The organism is Streptomyces sp. NPDC013455, from assembly GCF_040632975.1.
GTDB lineage: Bacteria > Actinomycetota > Actinomycetes > Streptomycetales > Streptomycetaceae > Streptomyces.
This window is the reverse complement of record NZ_JBEYCX010000020.1, coordinates 17,859-37,656: the sequence shown is the minus strand read 5'-3', so window position 1 is coordinate 37,656 and position 19,798 is coordinate 17,859. Positions and strand designations below refer to the sequence as shown.

At 73.0% G+C, this 19,798-nt stretch carries 20 protein-coding genes and 1 pseudogene; 9 read left to right on the top strand and 12 right to left on the bottom strand.

Annotated features, from left to right (window positions below):
- Positions 1-72 precede the first annotated feature (72 nt).
- The 5 genes from ABZ576_RS27305 to ABZ576_RS27285 all read right to left on the bottom strand — a co-directional run bounded on the left by ABZ576_RS27305 (position 73) and on the right by ABZ576_RS27285 (position 4,760).
- Complete coding sequence (locus ABZ576_RS27305) at positions 73-1,650, bottom strand: ABC transporter substrate-binding protein (RefSeq protein WP_360746183.1); 1,578 nt, start codon at positions 1,648-1,650, stop codon at positions 73-75.
- A 188-nt stretch (positions 1,651-1,838) separates the two neighbouring features.
- Complete coding sequence (locus ABZ576_RS27300) at positions 1,839-2,600, bottom strand: SDR family oxidoreductase (RefSeq protein ID WP_360746180.1); 762 nt, start codon at positions 2,598-2,600, stop codon at positions 1,839-1,841.
- A 30-nt stretch (positions 2,601-2,630) separates the two neighbouring features.
- Positions 2,631-3,392: a 3-oxoacyl-ACP reductase FabG gene (gene fabG / locus ABZ576_RS27295; protein WP_360746177.1), complete on the bottom strand. Its 762-nt coding sequence runs from the start codon at positions 3,390-3,392 to the stop codon at positions 2,631-2,633.
- A 145-nt stretch (positions 3,393-3,537) separates the two neighbouring features.
- The gene (locus ABZ576_RS27290; RefSeq protein WP_360746174.1) at positions 3,538-3,987 is read right to left on the bottom strand and encodes a DUF3037 domain-containing protein; all 450 of its coding nucleotides are present in this window, start codon (positions 3,985-3,987) and stop codon (positions 3,538-3,540) included.
- A complete protein-coding gene (locus tag ABZ576_RS27285) occupies positions 3,984-4,760 on the bottom strand; it encodes a HipA family kinase (protein WP_360746171.1) in 777 nt (258 codons plus the stop codon). Before ABZ576_RS27285 ends, ABZ576_RS27290 begins: the two co-directional genes overlap by 4 nt.
- Before the next feature lie 196 nt (positions 4,761-4,956).
- Between ABZ576_RS27285 and ABZ576_RS27280 the strand changes: the two are divergent.
- Together ABZ576_RS27280 and ABZ576_RS27275 are read left to right on the top strand one after the other, a co-directional pair.
- Positions 4,957-5,332 (top strand): annotated as a pseudogene (locus ABZ576_RS27280) (Rieske (2Fe-2S) protein).
- Positions 5,333-5,576: 244 nt separating this feature from the next.
- Positions 5,577-6,047 carry a pyridoxamine 5'-phosphate oxidase family protein gene (locus ABZ576_RS27275; protein ID WP_360746168.1) on the top strand — a complete coding sequence of 157 codons (471 nt, stop codon included), beginning with the start codon at positions 5,577-5,579 and terminating at the stop codon, positions 6,045-6,047.
- Between the two features lie 69 nt (positions 6,048-6,116).
- On the opposite strand, the gene ABZ576_RS27270 is transcribed toward ABZ576_RS27275, so the two are convergent.
- A complete protein-coding gene (locus tag ABZ576_RS27270; RefSeq protein WP_360746165.1) occupies positions 6,117-7,019 on the bottom strand; it encodes a LysR family transcriptional regulator in 903 nt (300 codons plus the stop codon).
- 74 nt (positions 7,020-7,093) lie between these two features.
- Between ABZ576_RS27270 and ABZ576_RS27265 the strand changes: the two genes are divergently transcribed.
- Positions 7,094-8,032, top strand: a complete 939-nt coding sequence (locus ABZ576_RS27265) for a DMT family transporter (protein WP_360746162.1) — start codon at positions 7,094-7,096, stop codon at positions 8,030-8,032.
- A 222-nt stretch (positions 8,033-8,254) separates the two neighbouring features.
- Here the strand turns inward: ABZ576_RS27265 and ABZ576_RS27260 are convergent, their stop codons facing one another.
- Entirely contained in the window at positions 8,255-9,586 is a 1,332-nt protein-coding gene (locus ABZ576_RS27260) for an aminotransferase class I/II-fold pyridoxal phosphate-dependent enzyme (protein ID WP_360746159.1), read from the bottom strand.
- A 65-nt stretch (positions 9,587-9,651) separates the two neighbouring features.
- Between ABZ576_RS27260 and ABZ576_RS27255 the strand changes: the two genes are divergently transcribed.
- Entirely contained in the window at positions 9,652-10,332 is a 681-nt protein-coding gene (locus ABZ576_RS27255) for a pyridoxamine 5'-phosphate oxidase family protein (protein ID WP_360746156.1), read from the top strand.
- Positions 10,333-10,376: 44 nt separating this feature from the next.
- Here the strand turns inward: ABZ576_RS27255 and ABZ576_RS27250 are convergent, their stop codons facing one another.
- From ABZ576_RS27250 to ABZ576_RS27240, 3 genes are all read right to left on the bottom strand, one after another.
- Positions 10,377-11,384, bottom strand: a complete 1,008-nt coding sequence (locus ABZ576_RS27250; RefSeq protein WP_360746153.1) for an EamA family transporter — start codon at positions 11,382-11,384, stop codon at positions 10,377-10,379.
- Positions 11,385-11,471: 87 nt separating this feature from the next.
- Entirely contained in the window at positions 11,472-12,245 is a 774-nt protein-coding gene (locus ABZ576_RS27245) for a Clp protease N-terminal domain-containing protein (RefSeq protein ID WP_360746150.1), read from the bottom strand.
- A gap of 345 nt (positions 12,246-12,590) precedes the next feature.
- Positions 12,591-13,217, bottom strand: a complete 627-nt coding sequence (locus ABZ576_RS27240) for a PadR family transcriptional regulator (protein ID WP_360746147.1) — start codon at positions 13,215-13,217, stop codon at positions 12,591-12,593.
- A gap of 208 nt (positions 13,218-13,425) precedes the next feature.
- On the opposite strand from ABZ576_RS27240, the gene ABZ576_RS27235 reads away from it, so the two are divergent.
- Positions 13,426-14,238: a PhzF family phenazine biosynthesis protein gene (locus ABZ576_RS27235; RefSeq protein WP_360746144.1), complete on the top strand. Its 813-nt coding sequence runs from the start codon at positions 13,426-13,428 to the stop codon at positions 14,236-14,238.
- 7 nt (positions 14,239-14,245) lie between these two features.
- Here ABZ576_RS27235 and ABZ576_RS27230 read toward each other — a convergent pair whose 3' ends face one another.
- Both ABZ576_RS27230 and ABZ576_RS27225 read right to left on the bottom strand, forming a co-directional pair.
- Positions 14,246-15,046, bottom strand: a complete 801-nt coding sequence (locus ABZ576_RS27230; RefSeq protein WP_360746141.1) for a type II CAAX endopeptidase family protein — start codon at positions 15,044-15,046, stop codon at positions 14,246-14,248.
- Between the two features lie 225 nt (positions 15,047-15,271).
- Positions 15,272-16,789 carry a glutamate--cysteine ligase gene (locus ABZ576_RS27225; protein ID WP_360746138.1) on the bottom strand — a complete coding sequence of 506 codons (1,518 nt, stop codon included), beginning with the start codon at positions 16,787-16,789 and terminating at the stop codon, positions 15,272-15,274.
- 572 nt (positions 16,790-17,361) lie between these two features.
- Between ABZ576_RS27225 and ABZ576_RS27220 the strand changes: the two genes are divergently transcribed.
- The 4 genes from ABZ576_RS27220 to ABZ576_RS27205 all read left to right on the top strand — a co-directional run bounded on the left by ABZ576_RS27220 (position 17,362) and on the right by ABZ576_RS27205 (position 19,763).
- Positions 17,362-17,946, top strand: coding sequence for a hypothetical protein (locus ABZ576_RS27220; protein ID WP_360746135.1), 585 nt, complete (start codon positions 17,362-17,364; stop codon positions 17,944-17,946).
- A 254-nt stretch (positions 17,947-18,200) separates the two neighbouring features.
- The gene (locus tag ABZ576_RS27215; RefSeq protein ID WP_360746132.1) at positions 18,201-18,407 is read left to right on the top strand and encodes a DUF5999 family protein; all 207 of its coding nucleotides are present in this window, start codon (positions 18,201-18,203) and stop codon (positions 18,405-18,407) included.
- Positions 18,408-18,618: 211 nt separating this feature from the next.
- Entirely contained in the window at positions 18,619-19,149 is a 531-nt protein-coding gene (locus ABZ576_RS27210) for a universal stress protein (RefSeq protein ID WP_360746130.1), read from the top strand.
- A 215-nt stretch (positions 19,150-19,364) separates the two neighbouring features.
- Positions 19,365-19,763, top strand: a complete 399-nt coding sequence (locus ABZ576_RS27205) for a helix-turn-helix transcriptional regulator (RefSeq protein ID WP_360746127.1) — start codon at positions 19,365-19,367, stop codon at positions 19,761-19,763.
- The last annotated feature ends 35 nt before the right edge of the window (positions 19,764-19,798 follow it).

Here is a 19,798-nt window from a genome sequence, read left to right as displayed (position 1 = left end):
CTGCGGCGTGCGGTCACTTGCAGGCTTCAGAACCTACAGGCGACCACTGACAACGCGGTCCGGACGGCCCGTTCACCAGCTCGTCTTGCGGTGCAGCGTCCACATCATCATGATCGTCGACGGGTCCAGGGCCTGCTCGCCGCCGGAGATGTCGACGTGGGCCGCCACGTACTGCCGGCCCTGCCAGAGCGGGAGCAGCCGGGCGTCGTCCACCATGATCTGCTGGGCTTCCTCCACGTCCTTGACGGTCTTGGCGCGGTTGCTCTCCGCGCGCGCGTGGGGCAGCAGCCTGCCGGTGATCTCCTTGACCGGGTAGGGGGTGCCGAGGGCGTTGCGCTCGCCGACGAACGGGGCGATGAAGTTGTCCGCGTCGGGGAAGTCCGGAAACCAGCCGCGGCCGAACACCGGGTACTCACCCTTCTGGTAGCCGACCACGTAGCTCTTCCAGGGGCGGCTTTCCAGGGTGATGCTGAAGAGGCCGGAGTCCTCCAGCTGCCGCTTCAGCTCCTTGAACATCAGGGCCGTCTCGGAGCCGTAGCGGTCGGTGGTGTACCAGAAGGTGAGCGGGACCGGCCGGGTGATGCCGGCGTCGGCAAGGATCTTGCGGGCCTTGGCGGTGCTCGGCTCGCCGAAGTCGTCGAAGAAGCCGGTGGCGTGGCCGGTCAGGCCCTTGGGGACCATCGAGTACAGCGGGTCCACGGTGTCCTTGTAGACCTTGTGCGCGATCGCGCTCCGGTCCACGAGCTGCGCGATGGCCTTGCGCACGGCGGGCTGCTTCGCCCAGGGGTCCTTGGGGTTGAAGACCAGGTAGCTGATGTCGGTGCCGGCGCCGTCGACCAGCTGGAGGTCCTCGTCGTCGTGCTCCTGCAGGGCCAGGATGTCGTCGGCGGCGAGACCTCGGTAGGTGACGTCGATCTGCTTGTCCCGCAGCGCCTCGACCATGCCGGCGGAGTCCTTGAAGTAGCGGATGGTCACCGCGTCGTTCTTCGGCTCGGCGAAGCCGTGGTAGGAGTCGTTGCGGACCAGGACGGCCTCGCCGCCCTCCTCGTAGGACTGGAGCTCGTACGGGCCGGAGCCGTGGACCGAGGTGTCCTTGCGCAGCGAGCCGGCGGGGTAGTCGTCCGGGTCCACGATCGACATGGCGGGGGTGGCCAGTACGAAGGGGAAGGTGGCGTCCGGCTGGTTGAGGTGGAAGACGATCTCGCGCTCACCGGACGTCTCGACGCGGTCCAGGCTGCCGAGCAGCCCGGCGGGGCCGCCCTGGGCGTTGATGGTGCGGATGCGGTCGATCGAGTGCCGGACCGCCTCGGCGGTCAGCGGGTCGCCGTCGGCGAACGTCAGGCCGGCGCGCAGTTTGCAGCGGTAGGTCCGGCTCGACGAGTCGGTGAAGGAGCAGCTCTGGGCGGCGTCGGGCTGGGGGGTGGTGGCGCCGTTCGGGTAGGCGAGGAGCGTCTGGAAGATGTTCCGGTACAGCTCCCAGGAGCCGTCCCAGGCACCGGCCGGATCGAGCGTGCTGGGGGCGCTGGTGGTGCCCACGACGATCGGCCCCTGGCTGTCGGGGTCGCCGTCGGACAGCAGACTGCACCCGGTCACCAGGGATATGGACGCGATTGCCGCGACTCTCCGCAGGAATCGGTTCCGGTTGAACACGCGCACGCTCCTCGATCCGCCATGCCAAGGGTCGGCAGACCATACCGCAGCGTCCGGCGCCCTGGACCGGCCCGGAGTACCGCCTTCCGGACCGTCCGGGCCGTGACGACGTTGTCAGTCCGGTGAGCGGACACCGGGTGGTCTTCCGGGCGCCGATCCGTCCGGATTTCGGCGCCCGGAAGAGATACTCAGCTCACACCGGCGTTGAGGAAGATGCCGCCGTCCACGACGAGCGTCTGACCGGTGACCCAGGCGGACTGCTCGGAGGTGAGGAACGCGGTGGCGCCGCCGATGTCGGAGGGCACGCCGAGCCGGCCGAGCGGGTAGGCCGCGGCCGCCTCCTCCTCCCGGCCCTCGTACAGGGCCTGGGCGAACTTGGTCTTGATCACGGCCGGGGCGATCGCGTTGACCCGCACCTTGGGCGCGAACTCGTGCGCGAGCTGCTGGGTCAGGTTGATCATCGCCGCCTTGCTGACGCCGTAGGCGCCGATGAAGGGCGAGGGCGCGAGGCCCGCGACCGAGGCGATGTTGACGATCGCCCCGCCGTTGTCCTTCTGCCAGGCGTGCCAGGTCTTCTGGGCGAAGCCGAGCGCGGAGATCACGTTGGTCTCGAAGACCTTGCGGGCGACGTTCAGGTCCAGGTCCGCGATGGGGCCGAAGACCGGGTTGGTGCCCGCGTTGTTGACCAGGAAGTCGACCCGGCCGAAGGCCTCCATGGTGCGCTCGACGGCCTCGGCCTGGTGGTCCAGGTCGTGGGCCTTGCCGGCGACGCCGATGACCCGCTCGGCACCGAGCGTCTCGACGGCCTCCTTGAGCGCGTCCTCGTTGCGCCCGGTGATGCACACACGGTCGCCGCGGGCGACCAGGGCCTCGGCGACGCCGTAGCCGATGCCGCGGCTCGCACCCGTGACGAGCGCGACCCGGCCCGACAGCTCGGGGAGTTCGGTCATGTCCGTGTACCTCTGAATCCCTCGAGTCCGTTAGTTGAGCGGTCCGCCGGCGACGTACAGCACCTGGCCGGAGACGAAGCCGGCCGCCTCGCCGGTGAAGAAGGCGATGGCGTTGGCGATGTCCTCGGGCTCGCCGACGCGCTGCACCGGGATCTGGGTGGCGGCGGCCTTCTTGAAGTCGTCGAAGCCCATGCCGACGCGGTCGGCGGTGGCCTTCGTCATCTCGGTGGCGATGAAGCCGGGGGCGACGGCGTTGGCGGTGATGCCGAACTTGCCCAGCTCGATGGCGAGGGTCTTGGTGAAGCCCTGGAGGCCGGCCTTGGCGGCGGAGTAGTTGACCTGGCCGCGGTTGCCGAGCGCCGAGGAGGAGGAGAGGTTGACGACCCGGCCGAAGCCCGCGTCCACCATGTGCTTCTGGACGGCCTTGGTCATCAGGAACGAACCGCGCAGGTGGACGTTCATGACGGTGTCCCAGTCGGAGACGCTCATCTTGAACAGCAGGTTGTCGCGCAGCACGCCCGCGTTGTTGACGAGGATCGTCGGCGCGCCCAGCTCCTCGACGATCCGGGCGACGGCCGCCTCGACCTGTGCCTCGTCGGAGACGTCCGCGCCGACCGCGATGGCCTTGCCGCCGGCCGCGGTGATCTTCTCGACGGTGTCCTTGCAGGCGGCCTCGTCCAGGTCGATCACGGCAACCGCCCGGCCCTCGGCGGCCAGCCGTACGGCGGTGGCGGCGCCGATGCCGCGCGCCGCGCCGGTGACTACCGCGACCCGCTGTTCAGTGGTGGACATTGCTTCTCCTCGCCCTTGAGAGAACTCGTCGGGGCCCTCGGAGAGGACCCCTCATGCGGTGAGCGACCGCTTAGTACCTTCAGCACCCGTGACGCTAGAGACCCTGGCACGCGGTGTCAACGGCACATCCGGCCGGTGTGATCCATTACCTCACCAGGAGGTCCAGCAACCGCTCCGCCTCGGCGGCCGGGTCGGTGGTCAGGCCGGTGTGCACGGGGCCGGGCTGGACCACGGTGGAGCGGGGCGCGATCAGCCAGCGGTAGCGCCGTCCGGCGTCGTCGCCGACGGCCTGGCCGGCCTCCTCGCCGCCCGCGCAGTGCCGCTCGACCGCCCGCAGCGCGGCGCGCACCCCGGCGACGTCGGCGGCCGGGTCCAGCGCGAGCAGCCGCGCCTCGTCCAGATGGGTGCGGGCGCCGACGTACGCGCGGGCGCGGCAGTAGACGACCACGCCCGCGTTGATGCACTCCCCGCGCTCCACCCGCGGCACGACCCGCAGCAGCGCGTACTCGAACACGTCCCGGTCACCGCCCTGCCCCGCCCGGGTGATGTGCCGTTCGGTCACATGGCCGGCCATGTGGATGTGGCGCTCGCTCACTTGCCCTCCTGGAGTCCGGAACCGGTGCCGGTGATGCGGTCGGCGATGACGGCAGCCCGTCGGAGCAGCGGCCGCGCGTAGGCCCGGCGCAGGTCGTCCGGGGTGTCGAAGCCGGGCTCGTCGGCGAGCCACTCCTCGGGGATCTCCGCGGTGACCTCGGCGAGCAGGTCCTCGGTGACCCGGGGCGCGAGTGCGGCGGCCGCGGCGGACACGTCCGGGGCGAAGCGGGCAAGGGCATGGTCGGAGGCGTCGTAGGGACGGGCCGCCGACGCCTCGGCGGCGGGCCAGTTGTGGTGCCAGATCATGGTGGCGCCGTGGTCGATGAGCCACAGTTCGCCCTGGTGGACCAGGAGGTTGGGGTTGCGCCAGGAGCGGTCGACGTTGTTGATCAGCGCGTCGAACCAGACGATCCGGCCGGCCTCCTCGGGGCTCACCTCGAGCGCGAGCGGATCGAAGCCGAGCGCGCCGGACAGGAAGTCCATCCCGAGGTTGGTGCCCCCGCTGCCCCGCAACAGGTCCTGCACCTGCTGCTCGGGCTCGCCGAGTCCGAGGACCGGGTCCAGCCGGACGGTGACCAGCCGGGGCATCCGGAATCCGAGGCGCCGGGCGAGTTCGCCGCAGACCACCTCGGCGACCAGCGTCTTGCGGCCCTGTCCGGCGGCGGTGAACTTCATGACGTAGGTCCCGAAGTCGTCGGCCTCGACGAGCCCCGGCAGCGAGCCCCCCTCACGCAGGGGCGTGATGTAGCGGGTCGCGGTGACTTCCTTGAGCATCGCCCCAGGTTACTGGCGAGACGGTCCGGCGCCCGGCCCGCGACCGGCGGAGGGTTCCGGTCCGCGGCGCGTTCACCGGTGGGACGGCAGGGATCCGGGTGGGACGGCAGGGATCCGGGTGCCCGTCTGAACGTCGGCCGCCGCACGGCCGTACCCCATGGCGGACCACGACGAGCTCCGCGGAAGGGAATCCCACATGACCAGCGCACCGCTCCAGCCCGCAGGTATGCCGGCCCGCCGTACCGTCGTGGCGGCGGTCGGAGCCGCGGGACTCGCCGCCGCGCTGACCGCCTGCGGTTCGGGCGACGACTCGTCGGCCGAGCGGCGGCAAGATCTTCAAGGACCAGGGGGTCGTGGTGACCCAGCCGGAGGCGGGCACCTTCAAGGCGTTCTCGTCGAAGTGCACCCACGCGGGATGTGCGGTGGGCAGCGTGGCGGACGGGGTGATCGTCTGCCCGTGTCACCAGAGCCACTTCTCGGTGGAGGACGGCAGCGTCAAGAAGGGGCCGGCGACCCAGCCGCTGCCCGCCGCGAAGATCACCGTCTCGGGCGACGAGATCACACTGGCCTGAGCCGGCCCGGCCGCGCCCGTGCCCCCGCTCGGGACAGCCGGGCACCTCGTCGGTGAGCGCGATCGCCGAGACCGGCGCGCGGGTGCTGCGGAGGACCGCGGGGGTGTTCGCCTGGGTGCGGGGCGGTGAGAGCGGCCGCATCCGGGTACGAGCGGAGGCAGGGCCGTTTCCTTGCCTGACTGCATGTCAGAGGACCGGCCGGGCAGAGGAGTTCTCGGGCACCACGGGGAGAAGAGGGGGCCGCATGACCGTCACGGAACAGCGCCGGGGCCGCAGGATCATGATGACGCCCGGCGAGCTGGACGAGTTCCTCACCACCCAGCGCACCTGCCGGGTCGCGAGCGTCTCGGCCGACGGCACACCGCATGTCAGCGCGCTCTGGTTCACCTGGGACGGCACCTCGCTGTGGCTGTACTCGGTGGTGCGCAGCCGCCGTTGGGCGCAACTGCGCCGTGATCCGCGGGTGGCCGTGGTGGTCGACTCGGGCGAGCAGTACGACGAACTGCGCGGGGCCGAGCTGTCCGGCCGGGTGGAGTTCGCGGGCGAGGTGCCGCGCAGGGGCGAGCTGTGCGCCGAACTGGACACGGCCGAGACGCTGTTCGCCCGCAAGTACTTCGGTCTGGACGAGATGCCGCACGACGGCCGGCACGCCTGGGCCCGGCTGACGCCGGAGAAGATCGTGTCGTGGGACTTCCGGAAGCTGGGCGCGGCATAGCGCCCGGCCCGGGCTCACGCTGTCCCGACCCCGGGGCCACCGCGCGCCCTCGCCTGGTTCACCCCGGGCTCACCCCACGTCCCGGGCCGTCGTGCGCAGGGCGTCCACCGCCGCGCGGATCGAGGGCCGGCGGTCCGCGTCCGCCCGCCAGACGACGTACACATGGCGGCGCACGCGCTGCTTGAGCGGCACCAGGACCACGCCGTCGGGCACCGGGTGGCGGCCCAGCAGCGGTGCGATGCACACGCCCAGACCGGCGGCCACGAGACCGAGCTGGGTGTGGGTTTCGCCCGCGCGGTGGCCGACGATCGGCTCGACGCCTTTGGACCGCAGGGTGAACATCAGCCACTCGTGGCAGAACTCGCCCTCGCCCCAGGTGATCCACTCGTCCTCGGCGAACTCGGTGAGGTCCACCTCGTCCCGGTCCGCGAGCCGGTGTCCGGCGGGCATGGCGACGTCGGCCGGATCGTCCAGCAGGGGCGCCTTGACCAGCCCGTCGGGCACGGGCATCGGCTTGTTGTACCAGTCGAGGACCACCGCGAGGTCGAGATCGCCGCGGACCACCCCGGCGACGCCCTGCTCCGGCTCGAGTTCGCTGGAGCGCACCCGCAGCCCCGGGTGCGCGGTGCGCAGGGCGCCGAGCGCGGCCGGGAACAGGCCGCGGGCGGCGGTCGGGAACGCGGACAGCCGCAGTTCGCCGACGACCTGGCCGCGGTGGGCCTCCAGGTCGGACTCGGCCAGCTCGACCTGGGACAGGATGCGCGCCGCGTGCTCCGAGAGCAGCCGGCCCGCGTCCGTGAGCCGGACCCCCCGGCCGTTCTTGGCGAGGAGCCGCTGGCCGATCTCCCGTTCCAGCTTGCCCAGCTGCTGGGAGACCGCCGAGGTGGTCACGTGCAGGGCGTCGGCGGCGGCACTGACGGAGCCGTGCCGGGCCAGGGCCTCCAGGGTGCGCAGGCGCTCCAGGTTCAACATGTAAGTGATTCTAAGAGGTACCAGGTGAGAATTGTCGATTGTCCTACGAGGTTGCCTCCAGCATCGTTGAGGTCATGAGCACCGTCACCCCGTCCCGCACCCTGTCCCCCGCCCCCGCCGGCCCTCGCGCCCGTGCCCGCCTCGACTGGCGGCTCCGCTTCGGCGCCCTGTCGCTGATCTGGGGCTTCAGCTTCCTGTTGATCAAGGTCGGGACGGAGGGCTACGCACCTTTCCAGGTGACCCTGGGGCGGCTGGTGTTCGGTACGGCGGTGCTGGTGGCGGCGATGGCCGTGAAGCGGGAGCGGCTGCCGCGCGGGGCCCGGCTGTGGGGGCACATGGCGGTCGCCGCCTTCCTGCTGAACGCCCTGCCGTTCTCTCTGTTCGCCTACGCGGAGCTGACCATCCCGTCCACGCTGGCCGGCATCTGCAACGCGACCTCGCCGCTGTGGGGCATGGCACTGGCCCTGGTCGCGCTGTCGGAGGACCGGCCCACCCGGGTCCGGGTCGCCGGCCTCGGGCTGGGGTTCCTGGGGGTGCTGACCGTGCTGGGCGCCTGGCAGGGATTCCACGGACTGGACGCCACGGGCACGGCGATGGCGCTGCTGGCCTCGCTGAGCTATGCGGTGGGATGGATCCACGTCCGGCGGACGCTCGCCGGCACGGGCAACTCCCACCTGGCCATGACGGGCGGACAGCTGCTGCTCGCGACGGTCCAGCTGGCGGTCGTCACGCCGGTGTTCACCAGCGTGCCCGAGCGGATCGCGCTCGTCCCGCTGCTGGCCGTCGCCGCGCTGGGCGCGCTGGGCACCGGGCTCGCTGTGCTCCTGCAGTACGGCCTGGTCGCCGAGGTCGGACCCACCACCGCCCAGATGGTCACGTACTTCATCCCCGTCATCGCCACGGCCGCCGGAGTGGCGATCCTCGGAGAGTCCCTGCGGTGGACCACGCCGGTGGGCGCGGTGATCGTGCTCGCGGGGGCCGCGCTCACCCAGTTGCGGCCCAAGAGCGGCTGAGCGGCGGCAGGGGGGGCGGCCTCCGCGCCCCCTGCCCGGAGACGGCCGCACCGCCGCCGGCCCGCGCCCCCACCCGTACACAGGCGCGTGAGACGGCCGCACCGCAGCCGGCCCGCGCCCCCACCCGCACACAGGCGCGTGAGACGGCCGCACCGCAGCCGGCCCGCGCCCCCACCCGCACGCGCGCGCATGAGACGGCCGCACCGCAGCCGGCCCGCGCCCCTACCCGTACACGCGTGCCGGAGAGGGCCGTACCGCCGCCGCCACCGCGTCCGCCACCGGGGCGATGTCCGCTTCCGCGAGCGCCGAGACCGTGATGCGGACGCCCTGTGGGGAGGCGAGGCGGAAGCGGGCGCCCGGGGCGACCGCCCACCCCCCTTGCAGCAGCCGGGCCACCGAGCCGGTCTCGTCGGGGACCGGCACCCAGACGTTCATGCCGCTGCGGCCGTGGGCGGTGACCCCGCGGTCCGCCAGAGCGCCCACCAGGGCGTCGCGGCGCACGCCGTAGGCGCGGGCCACCGCGGCCCGGTCCACCGCGCCGGCGGTCCACAGGTGCACCACGGCCCGCTGCAGGAGCAGGCTCACCCAGCCGGGGCCCAGGCGCTGGCGGCCCTGGACCCGGTCGACCGTGACGGGGTCCCCGGCGAGCACGGCGAGGCGCAGGTCGGGGCCGTACGCCTTGGCCGCCGAGCGGAGGAAGGCCCAGTGGCCGGTGACGCCCGCGAGCGGGTGCAGCGGCAGGTCGACGATGCCGTGGCCGTGGTCGTCCTCGATGAGCAGGGTCTGCGGGTGGTCCCGCAGCACCGCGCGCAGGGCCCGCGCGCGCGTCGCGGTCAGCGCGGCGCCGGTCGGGTTCTGCGCGCGGTCGGTGACGACCAGGGCGCGGGCTCCGGCCTCCAGGGCGCGGCGCAGGTCGTCGGGGCGTGGGCCGTCGTCGTCCACGCCGACCGGGGCCGTGTGCAGGCCCAGCGCGGGGACCAGGTCGAGGAGGCTCCCCCAGCCGGGGTCCTCGACGGCGACCGTGTCACCCGGTCTCAGGTGCGCGGTCAGGACGCGTTCGATCGCGTCGAGGGAGCCGGAGGTGACGGTCAGCGGACCGGCGGGGACACCGTCGGCGTCGAGTTCGGCGCGGGCGATGCGGGCGAGGTCCGCGTCGACGGGGTCGTCGCCGTAGCGGACGGGCCGGCCGTCGCCCTGCGCGGCCGCCGCGGCGAGGGCGGCGCCCAGGCGGGGCAGCAGGGCCGGGTCGGGATTGCCCGAGGCGAGGTCCCGGCCTCCCGGGGGCACCTCCACGCCCAGCTGCTCGCGGCTCGTGGTGGCCGGCTTGGGGCGGACGCGGCTGCCCCGGCGGCCGGCCGTCTCGATCACCCCGCGTTCGCGCAGGGTGCGGTACGCGGCGGCGACCGTGTTCGGATTGACCCCGAGCTGGGCCGCCAACTCCCGCATGGGAGGCAGGTGTTGGCCCGGCTCCAGCTGTCCCGCGCCCACCGCGCGCTCGATGCCGGCCGCGATTTCGGCTGCGCCGCGTCCGGTGATCCGATATTCTCCTAGCACAAAGAACAGTATGCACTAGTGCAAAGCGAGTCGCCAGTCGTGGGCGACCGTGGAAGGGGACCGACATGCCGGGCACCGCCGAGGACACGCAGGACAGCGCCTACACGCCGACCGACCGGACCGTGCCCACGCGCTCCGCGGACCGGGCGTCGTACGACAAGGAGCTCGTGCACGCGATATTGGACGAGGGGTACGTCTGTCACCTGGGCTTCGTCCGCGACGGCGTCCCGGTGGTGCTGCCGACGCTGTACGGCCGGGTCGGCGAGCGGCTGTACGTCCACGGGTCCACCGGTTCGCGCCCGCTGCGGATGACCGGCCAGGCCGATCCCGGCCTGCCGGTGTGCCTGACGGTCACCCACGTGGACGGCCTGGTGCTGGCCCGCTCCGCCTTCCACCACTCGATCAACTACCGCTCGGTCGTGGTGCACGGCGTCGCGCACGAGGTCACCGACCCCGAAGAGCGGCGGCTGGCCCTGGACGCGCTGGTCGACCACGTCGTACCGGGCCGCGCCGCCGACTCCCGGCCGGCGAACAAGAAGGAGCTGGCCGCCACCGCGGTCATCCGCCTGGACCTCGAGGAGGTCTCGGCCAAGCTCCGCACCGGCGGTGCCAACGACGAGCCGGAGGACCTGTCCCTGCCGCACTGGGCCGGCGTCGTCCCGCTCCGCAAGGGCTACGACGCCCCGGTCCCCAACGCCGACCTGGCACCGGGCGTCGAGCTGCCGGACTACCTGGCGGCCAGGTAGTCCGGGGCCGGCCGGGTGCGGGGCGCAATGGCGTGAGCCGCGCCTCAGGCGGCGGCGGTGCCGCGGGCGGACAGCTCCCGTTCGGCGCCGCCCGAGGCGACCGGCTCGGGCGAGGGCGCGGCGGGGGCCGAGGACTGGGCGATGAAGGCACCGACCAGGACGACCGCGCCGCCGATGACCTGCGGCGCGGACAGGTGCTCGCCGAGCAGCACCCAGGCCAGCACGGTCGCGATGACCGCCTCCAGGCAGGCGACCACGCCGGCGACCTGCGGCGACAGCCGGCGCACGGACAGCACGCCGGTGGTGTACGCGAGCACGGTGGCGACCAGCACGATCCAGGCCAGCAGCGCGAAAGCCGGTACGGCGGTGCCGTCCAGCCGAGCGGTGCCGGCCAACACCGACCAGTCCATGCTCCAGGGGCGGGCCAGGACCGTGAGCACGGCGGCGCCGACGAGCAGTCCGTAGGCGATCACGCCGAGCGGGTCCGGCGCGGCGTCACCCGCGTCGCCGCCCTGGTCGGACAGGACGAAGTAGCCGACCTGGCAGCAGGCGGCGCCCAGGGCGAGCAGCAGGCCCAGCGCGTCGAAGCTCAGCCCCGACCAGACCTCCACCACGCAGGCGAGACCGCCCGCCGCGAGCACCACGCCGAGCGCGGCGGCGCGGGTCACGGGCCGCCGCTGCACGAACCGCACCCAGCCCAGGACGAGGGCCGGGGCCAGGTACTCGACGAGCAGCGCCACGCCCACCGGGATCCGGGAGAGCGCGGCGAAGTAGCAGGCCTGGACACCGGCGACGGCGAGCAGTCCGAACCCGGCGAGCAGCGCGGGCCGGCGGCGCGGCAGGGACCGGTGCCGGACCGCGAGCGGCAGCATGACCAGGGCGGCGCCGGCCACCCGCAGCCACACCACGTGCAGCGGGTCGAGGCCCGCCTCGATCAGCGGCTTGGCGGCCACACCGGACCCGCCGAACGCCAGCGCCGAGGCGAGCGCGAGGCCGAGCCCGGCCGCCTTGCCGGGGCTGTCCTGACTGCTCACAGACGTATGCACCGGCACATGATGACAGGCGACGACATGAGCGTCACCCCTGATGACACCTGTCTCAGGTGATGGACGCCGAGCGACCCGGCGGCCGCCACCGCCTCAGCGGGCCGCGCCCCCGTCGGTGTACTTCCCCAGGGCGTACTCGCCGTCGGCGCGCCCCGCGTCGGCGTGGTCCCCGTCGGCGTACTCGCCGTCGGCGTACTCGCCGTCCGCGGCGTCGATCCGGACGCACAGGTCGCCGGCCGGTATGCCGGCGTGGCCGAGGACCTCGGCGGCCCGTGACCCCGGGTCGGCGGCGAGCGCCGCCAGCAGGTCGGTCCCGGCGACCCGGGGCGCTCCCCGGCGCCGGGCCCGCGCCCGGGCGGTCGCGAGCGCGGCGGACGCGGCGGGCGACCAGCGCGCGCCGTCCCGGGCCGCGCCCTCCCCGGCCCCGCCGTCCCGGACTGCGCCGTCCAGGACGGGAGCACCGGGTGCGGGCAGGACCACGGTCCCCTCGGCCTGCGCGGTCTCCCCGGGCCGCGCCGCCTCTCGGGTCGGCGCGTCCGGGCCGGCCGGCGCGGGGACGGCGGCGATCACGCCGGAGTCCTCCACACTGCTCTGCCAGCGCAGCCCGTATCCGATGCTGCGCTGCACCAGGTAGCCGAGGAGGCGGGCGAGCTCCGGCGGTCCGCCTACGGCGGCACGCGCCTCGGGGTCGTGTTCCAGCAGGGCGTGGAGCAGATGGGCGGTGTCGGTCTGCCGGTCCCTGTCCCGGACGGCCCTGCGGCGGGCAGCGGCGACCACCGCTGCCAGCCCGGCACCGAGCCCGGCAGCGCCGTCCGTGTGCGGAGCCGCCGTGTCGTGGGCGGTCCGGTGGGCTGTACGGGGTTGCACACCCCCACCTCACCAGCCTCAGCGAGAGGGGGCATCCACGAGGGGAACCATCTTCGCGTCCCACGCGGAGTGGACATCACCGGCCCGGATCTCATCCCTACGGAGGAGATCTGACCGGACCGGTACCGCGGAGAGCGCGCCCCCTTGCCCGGCGCGCCCGGAGCCGGCCATGCCGCCGCGCCGCACGTACCGGCTGCGGGACGGTCCTGACGGTTCATCAGTACGGGCTGTCACGCCCCGCAGGCACCGCCACTCCGGCCGGCACCCGGCCCCCGTCGACGCCCGGCACCGGCCGGCACCCGGCACCCGGCACCCGGCACCCGGCACCCGGCGCCCGGCGCCCGCTCAGTGCTCGTCGGCGAGGATCAGGTACAGCTTCTTGCGGGCGTCGTTGATGACCGTCAGCGCCTTCTCGCGCTGTTCCTTGCTGCCGGTCTTCCAGACCTGCCCGAAGGCTTCCATCAGACCGAAGCCGGCCTGGCGGATCTCGCTGAGGGCCTCCCAGTCGACACCGCGGGAGGCCTCCTCCCAGGGAGCCTCCGCACCCTCCTCGGCGGCGGCCCGCCCGCTCTCGGTCAGGGCGAACAGCTTCTTGCCGCCCTCGCTCTCACTGACGATCAGACCCTCGTCCTCCAGCAGCTGGAGGGTCGGGTAGACCGAACCCGGGCTGGGCTTCCAGGCACCGCCACTGCGCTCGGCGATCTCCTGGATCATCTCGTAGCCGTGCATGGACCGCTCCCCGAGCAGGGCCAGGATCGAGGCGCGCACGTCACCTCGCCGCGCCCGCCCCCGCGGGCCACCCCTGCCACGCGGCCCCCAGCCGCCGGGCCCGAAGCCCGGGCCGCCGGGACCGAACCCGGGGCCGCCCGGCCCGAAGGGCCCGAAAGCGGCCCGCCGGGCCTCGAAGCCGCCCATACCCCGGTGGCCGAAGCCCTCGTGCCGATGTCCACGCTCGAATCCGTGGGGACGCATCGTGATCACTCCATTCCATCTTCGATCAGTCACGTAGTCTCGCGTATCGTTCGCGATGCCTCAACGATATATCGGAAGAGAACGTCTGACAACCCCCTTCCGACCTGCGCGAACGGACGCCCTGACGGGGGCGGGCACCTGGGAATCAGTCCGTCACTGTCGAATTGGCCTTGGCCCGGCCGCTGTCGGAACCACTAGCGTCGGACCCATGCGCATTCGAATCGTCGACGCCTTCACCGACCGCCCCTTCGCCGGCAACCCGGCCGGAGTCCTGCTCCTGGACGACGTCTTCCCGGAGGACGACTGGCTCCAGAACATCGCCATGGAGGTCAACCACGCCGAGACGGCCTTCGCGCACCGGCTGCCCGGCGGCGGCGCCGCGGACTGGGCGCTGCGCTGGTTCACACCGGTCACCGAGGTCGCGATGTGCGGGCACGGCACCCTCGCCACAGCCCACGTCCTGCACACCACCGGCGCCCACGAGGGCCCGGTGCGGTTCGCCACCCGCAGCGGTGTGCTGGTCGCCGCGCCCGGCGCCGACGGCTCGATCACCCTCGACTTCCCGACCGCGCCGCTCACCCCGGTCGAGGTCCCCGCCGGGGTCGCCGAGGCCCTCGGCGCCGAGCCGGTGGCCACCTTCGACACCGGGGAGAACGTCGGCGACCTGCTGATGGAACTGGCCGACGAGAAGACGGTGCTCGGCCTCTCCCCCGACATGAAGTCCCTCGGCGCCTACTCCTCGCGGGGCATCATCGCCACCGCCCGCGCCGACGACCCCTCACGCGGCCACGACTTCGTCTCCCGGTGCTTCTTCCCGAACGTCGGCATCGACGAGGACCCGGTGACCGGCAGCGCCCACACCGCGCTCGCCCCGTACTGGGCCGCCCGGCTCGGCCGTGACGAGCTCACCGGGCTGCAGGCGTCCCGCCGCACCGGACACGTCCGTACCGCCCTTCGCGGCGAGCGCACCCTGCTCACCGGCCGCGCGGTCACGGTCATCGAGGGCGACCTGCGCCTCTGACGCGCGCTCAGCCCGTCGGCAGCCAGCCCACCTTGCCCGCGAGAAGGGCGTAGCCGACGAACGCGCCGATGTCGAGCAGCGCGTGCGCGACGACCAGGGGGCCGACCCGGCCCCACCGGCGGTACAGCCAGACGAACACCACGCCCATGACCATGTTGCCGACGAAGCCGCCGATGCCCTGGTAGAGGTGGTACGAGCCGCGCAGGACCGCCGAGGCCACCAGCGCGGTCCCCGGGGTCCACCCCAACTGGCCCAGCCGGCGCAGCAGGTAGCCGACGACGATGACCTCTTCGAGGATCGCGTTCTGGAGGGCGGAGAGGATCAGCACCGGGTACTTCCACCACACGTCCGGCAGCGCCTCGGGAACGACGGTGAGGTTGAAGCCGAGGCCCCGGGCGGCCAGGTAGAAGGCGATGCCGGTGCTGCCGATCACGGCCGCCACGCCGGCGCCCCGGCCGAGGTCCGGCCACGGGCGGGTGCGGTCGAAGCCGAGGACGCGCAGGCTCGTGCCCTCGCGCAGCAGCAGGTGGGCGACGAGGGCGACGGGGACCAGCGCGGTGGTGATACCGAAGAGCTGCCAGGCCAGGTCGAGCCAGGGGCGGCCCGGCGCGGCCGAGGCGTTCAGGGTGGCCGCCTGGTCCTTGAGGCCGCCCGGCTTGGTGACCGAGCCGATGAAGCTGATCAGCGCGGACACCCCGCTCGCGCCGAGCGAGAGAGCGAGCACGAGCAGCGTCTCGTCCCGCAGGACCCGTCGCGGATCGCGCTCCCGCGCCGAGGACTCGGTCACCGCGTCAGCCTCCACCTGCACCCCTGCCTCCCGCCGGCTCACGGGCCCCTGGCCCACCTTCGCCCGGCAAGGATCGCAGAAGCGCCTGTCAGCCCCGCGTACAGGTCACCGCCCGCGCCGCCTTCCGCCCAAGCCGCACCGCCCAGCGGCGCCGCCTCACCCGAGCGCACCGCCCGGCACCGCCCGCTCCGAGCCGCACCACCCGGCGCCGCCCCACCCGAGCGGCGCCTCCGCGACCCCGGATCCTCACCCGAGCGGCACGGCCTCCGGCAGCCCCACCGGCCACATGTGCACCGGCTCTCCCACATGCATCAGCTCGGCGTACCGCCGGGTCGTCGCGGCCAGCGCCGCGTCCCGGGACAGGCCCTGCTCCAGCGCCCGGTGGAAGGTGGCCGCCTGCCAGGACGCGCCGTTGACGCGGCGACGGCAGCGCTCCTCGATGACGCCCAGGTAGAGGTCCCGGTCGGCGGCCTCGACGCCCCACGCGTCCAGCCCGGCCGCGGCGAGCGGCAGCAGCTCGTCGCGGACCAGCGTGACAGCGTCGACCTCGCCCGTGCCGCCGTACCGTCCCCGCCGGGGCCAGACGAAGCGCGCGTCGATGCCGTACCGGCACGCGGCGTCGAAGTTCGCCTCGGCCGCGGCGAACGGCAGCCGCGTCCACACCGGGCGGGAGTCCTCCGCGAGGGCGCGGACGAGGCCGTAGTAGAAGGCCGCGTTGGCGATCACGTCGGTGATGGTCGGCCCGGCTGGCAGCACCCGGTTCTCCACCCTGAGGTGCGGGACGCCGTCCGCGATGCCGTACACCGGCCGGTTCCAGCGGTAGATCGTGCCGTTGTGCAGGACGAGCTCGGCGAGTTTCGGCACGCCGCCGGCCTCGATGACCTCCAGCGGCTCCTCGTCGTCGCACAGCGGGAGCAGGGCCGGGAAGTAGCGCAGGTTCTCCTCGAACAGGTCGTGGGCGGAGGAGATCCACCGCTCGCCGAACCAGGTGCGCGGCCGTACGCCCTGGGCCTGCAGCTCCGGCGGCCTCGTGTCGGTGGACTGCAGGAACAGCGGGGGCCGGGACTCGCGCCACAGTTCGTGCCCGAAGAGGAACGGCGAGTTGGCACCGACGGCGATCTGCGCGGCGGAGGCCGCCTGGGCCGCGTTCCACACGTCGGCGAACCGCGCCGGGGTGACCTGGAGGTGCAGTTGTACGGAGGTGCAGGCGGCCTCCGGCACGATGGACTTGGACGTGCACACCAGGTGTTCGACACCCTCGATGTCGAGCCGGAAGTCCTCTCCGCGCGCGGCGACGATCTGGTCGTTGAGCAGTGTGTAGCGGTCGACCTCGGAGAGGTTCGAGGAGACCAGGTCGTCCCGGTCCAGGGTGGGCAGGATCCCGATCATCACGATGCCGGCGTCCACCTCCCCGGCCTTCCGGTCCGCATAGGCGAGCGACGTGCGCAGTTCCTCGGCGAGCCGGTCGAATACCCGGCCGCCCAATCGGTGTGGGGCGATGTTGACTTCCAGATTGAACATGGCGAGTTCTGTTTGGAAATCACGGCTCGCGATGCGCTCCAGTACCTGCCCGTTCAACATTTTCGGCATACCGTCGTGCCCCGCGAGATTCAGCTCGATCTCGACACCCATGAGGTTCTTGGGGCGATCGAATCGCTTCTCGCTCAGCAACCGCTCCAGCCCCGTCAGGCACTTTTGAAGCTTTTCGCGGTAACGCTGGCGATCGGACAGGTCGAACTGCCCTGCCACGACCTTCTCCCCCATCGAAGTGTCCCTCCTCGGATGGGCGGGCCGACGATCCGGCCGCCTGGCTCCCGGGTCAGGTGGGATGATGCCCAGCCGAGGCGATCGATAACGTCCCGCACGGGCCCGCCGCCCGCTACTCTGTCGGTATGTTCCCGGCGGCACATTCACGGGGCATGCCGCAACTTGCACCTCCGGGTGCCCCGAACGCCTCGTGAAAAACGCCGACGACATTCGGCCGACCGCTACCGGTGCGTATGGCGAGGTCAGCGGCGAGGGCCCGGCCGGGAAATCGGGATGAGTTCCGCAAATCGGCGGCCTAATTCGGCCTTGCCGCGCCAACCGGAATCGGATAGCCGAAACACCGGCCGAACACGCGTCGTATAAACTTCGTCCACAAGGCAGAAGGTTGGCGCCCTCGGTCCTGGTTCCCGCCGTGTTCCCGCCGTCCCGGTTGACGGACGGCAAACCGAGCCGCACCCTCTTTCACACCCGACCCGGGCCCCCACCTCTCCGGCCTTCCGTGAGCAGACAGCGCCGTCCGCCCCACCCTCCCTCGCGCCGCCGCGCCTGTCGAATGAGAGGCGACCCACATGCCGCTGCACGTACCCCCTGCCCCCGCGCCTGCCCTGCGCTCGGTCCTCACCGCCCTCGGTTCCCCCACCGCGGTCCGTGAGGCCCGTACCCCTTCCCTGCGTGCCGCGCAGGGACCCGCGACACCGGAACTCCCGCTTCCCGTCCATGTGCTCGACCGCATCACCGCCCCCGGCCTGTCCGCGACGAGGCTGGCCGGCTGGCGCTTCCTGATCCGGTGCGGCGACCGGGCGGTCGCCGCCGCCGACACCATGCTCACCCCCGACGGCTGGGCCTTCTCGCACTTCTTCGAGGGCCCCTACGTCGCCTCGACCGAGCGCGCCCTGCAGCAGGCCGAGGCGCTCCAGCAGCCGTACCAGGCGCGGCTGCTCTCCGTACCCGGCCTCTACATGCTCACCCTGTGGCTGCACGGCGACTGCACCGGAGACGGCACCGAGGGCCATCCGGCGGCCACCGACCTGCTCGTCCCGCTGGCCCCGGCACCGCCCGGCATCCCGGCCCACCGCCCCTTCCGGGTGGCCGAGTTGCTCCCGGTGCTGACCCATCGGGCGACTCCTCTCCCGCTGCTCGGCTCGCCTGCCTGATCCGACACCCGCGTACCCCGTCACCCGCGAGGGAAGCGGGGTACGCCCGGACTAGTCCCATCCGGCCAGTACGAACCACCCGAATTGACAGTGCAGTTGGGCTGAACCGCCCGGGCGGGTGACGCGTCATGAACCTGTGAGAAGCGGTGCTGTGAAATCCCTGCGGAACGACGCGCGGAGGACAACACTGGACTGAGACCGACTCTTCATCACGGGGGACGGACATGATCACACCACAGCGAAAGATCCAACCCATGTGCCAGCACCAGCCGCCGTGCCCGACAGCCGAATCCGCCGACCGGGAGTCCGCCCGCCTCGTGGCGCACCACCCGGAGCAGGGCTGGAGCCTGCTGTGCAACGGCGTCCTGCTCTTCGAGGACACCGGTGAGCTGCTGCCCGACGGCCGCATCATCGCCCCGCACCGCCCACTCGGTACGGACCAGGTGGTGACCGCGGCCTGACCACGGCACAGTGACCTGAGGGGCCGGCCGCACGCACCCCGTGCGTACCGGCCCCGATGTGTGCCCCCCGCCCCGCACGCGCAGGGCCGCTCCTCCGGCTGGTCGGATCGCCGGTTCGGAGGTGGGATGGAAGCAAGCGAGGTCCTTGCAGGCGGGCACGTCCGCGGGTGTCTCCCCGCCCGTGCCCGTGCCCGTGCGGAACGGTGGAGCCATGTCCGGTTACGACGCCTCGGCGGTCGCGCGAGTGGTGGTCGGAGTGAGCGGTTCCCTGGGCAGCGTCACGGCCCTGCGGCGGGCCACCGCGCTGGCCCGCCGGCTGGGGGCCGAGCTGTGGCCGGTGCTGGCCTGGGAGCCCCCGGGCGGTGACCCGGCCGCGCGGCGCTCACCCGCCGGCGACCTGCCGGTCGAGGAGTGGCGGCGGCTGGCCCGGCAGCGGCTGGCCGCGGTGCTCGACGAGGTCTTCGGTGCGGAGAGTCCCGGAGTGCCCATGCACGCCCTCGTCGTCCGGGGCGCCCCGGGCCGCGCTCTGGTGGCGGCCGCGAACCGCGAGGACGACGTCCTGGTCGTGGGCGCCGGCCGGCGCGGCCTCCAGCGGGCTTTCTCGGGCCGGGTCTCCCGGCACTGTCTGGCCCACGCGGTCTGCCCCGTCCTGGCGGTGCCGCCTTCCCCGCTGGAGGCCGACCTGCTCTCCGTCCACCGGCGCAACATCTGGCATCTGCGCATGGACACCAAGGGGCTGTGAGCGGCGCGGGCCCCAGAGGGTGTCCCGTCGACCAGGCCGGATCGGCGAGCGGCGTCCGGTGCCGCGCATCGCACGGCGGAGGAGGGAGTCCACGCGGAGCATCGGCGACCGACGACAACGCGGCGAGGCGCGGTGCCAGGCGCCGGCAACCCGGGATGATCGGCGAGACACCCCGAGGTCCGCGCCGCACGGAGGATGGCCCTATCGTGACCGGCATGCAGTCCTACACGATCGGCCAGGCCGCGCGGCTGCTCGGCGTCAGCCCGGACACCGCCCGCCGCTGGGCCGACGCCGGCCGGGTGGCCACCCACCGCGACGAATCCGGGCGGCGCCTCATCGACGGCCGTGACCTCGCCGCTTTCTCGGTCGAGCTGGCCAAGGGGGCCGGCGGCGAGGAGGACACCTCCCCCCACACCTCCGTCCGCAACGCCTTCCCCGGCATCGTCACCGCGATCAAGCTCGGTGACGTCGCCGCCCAGGTCGAGATCCAGGCCGGCCCGCACCGACTCGTCTCCCTGCTGACCCGGGAAGCCGTGGAGGAACTGGGCCTGGAGGTCGGCATGGAGGCCACCGCGCGCGTGAAGTCCACCAACGTGCACATCGACCGCGCCTGACGGCCACCCGGCCGCGCCATGTGAACGCGACGGGT